At 75.2% G+C, this 1,348-nt stretch carries 2 protein-coding genes; one reads left to right on the plus strand and one right to left on the minus strand.

Annotation, left to right across the window (positions count from 1 at the left end; all coding sequences use genetic code 11):
- Positions 1–221: 221 nt before the first annotated feature.
- Complete coding sequence (locus tag E1291_RS41380; protein WP_131743469.1) at positions 222–866, minus strand: LysE family translocator; 645 nt, start codon at positions 864–866, stop codon at positions 222–224.
- Positions 867–976: 110 nt separating this feature from the next.
- On the opposite strand from E1291_RS41380, the gene E1291_RS41385 reads away from it, so the two are divergent.
- Positions 977–1,348, plus strand: a 372-nt coding sequence (locus E1291_RS41385; RefSeq protein ID WP_131743470.1) for a GntR family transcriptional regulator, incomplete at its 3' end; no start/stop codon positions are given.

The raw sequence follows: 1,348 nt of genomic DNA on the forward strand, positions 1-1,348 counted from the left end.
CCGCCCGCGCCGCGGCGCGCCCCGCCCGGCGGCGGCGCGGCGTCCGGCCGCCTCCGCGTACCCGGGGTCGAGGAGCTTGCCCGCGAAGAGGTCGAGCAGCAGGGACATCGACGCGTCCGGCCGCCTCCATCCGCCCGTGCCGGGGGGCTCGGGCCGGTCCTGTCCTGCGATCACCGCCCCATCATGGCAAGGAGCTGCAAATCGGCCGCCGCGCGCGCCGGTCAGGCGAGCGCCGCGCGGGACCGGTCGAGGCCGACGTGGAGCGCGAGCCCGCCGAGGACCGAGCCCATCAGGTACCGCTGGGCGCGCTGCCAGCCGGGCCGCTCGGCCAGGAAGCGGGCGACCCCGCCCGCGCCGAGCACGATCAGCCCGTTCACGGTGAGCGCGACCGCGATCTGGGCGAGGCCGAGGGCCAGGCTCTGCAGCGGGACGTGGCCGCGGTCCGGGTCGATGAGCTGCGGCAGCAGCGACACGTACACGACGGCGATCTTGGGGTTGAGCAGGTTGGTGACCAGGCCCATGGTGAAGAGCCGGCGGGGCGGGTCGGGGGGCAGCTCGCGGGGCGCGAACACCGTCCCGCCGCCGGGGCGGACGGCCTGCCAGGCGAGCCAGAGCAGGTACGCCGCGCCGGCCAGCTTGATGGCGGTGTAGAGCGGCGGGACGAGCCGGAAGACGGTGGTGAGCCCGGCGGTGGCGGCCACGAGGTAGACCAGGAACCCGGCCGCGACCCCGGCGAGCGAGATCAGGCCCGCCCGGCGGCCCTGCGTGACCGTCCGGGAGACCAGGTAGATCATGTTCGGTCCGGGGGACAGGACGAAGCCGAGGCCGATGGCGGCGCTGCCGGCCAGGGCGGCGAACGAGATCAATGGGCCTCCATTCTCTGCGGTGCTTTCCAACGACTCGATGCTATTAATCAGAGCAATAGCATGCAATACTGACTTTGTACTCGGTGCAATTCTCCCCGGGAGGGCGGAGCATGGACGACTACCGGCGGGTGGCGGACGCGATCGCCGCGGACATCGCGGCCGGCCGGCTGCGTCCCGGTGAGCGGCTGCCGCCGCAGCGCGCCTTCGCCCGCGCCAAGGGCATCGCCAACTCCACGGCGAGCCGCGTCTACCGGGAGCTGGCCAGGCGCGGCCTCACGGTCGGCGAGGTGGGGCGCGGCACGTTCGTCCGGGCCGCGGAGCGCGCGCCCGCCCCGGCCCTGGCCGAGCCCGCGGCCGCGCGCATCGACCTGGAGCTGAACTATCCCGTCGTGGCCGGGCAGGGCGCGCTCCTCGCCGCCGGGCTGGAACGCCTGCTCCGCCCGGACGTCCTGGACGCGGCGCTCGGCCCCGCGGGCGTGGCG

The sequence above is a fragment of the Actinomadura roseirufa genome (assembly GCF_900659635.1).
Taxonomy (GTDB): domain Bacteria; phylum Actinomycetota; class Actinomycetes; order Streptosporangiales; family Streptosporangiaceae; genus Spirillospora; species Spirillospora roseirufa.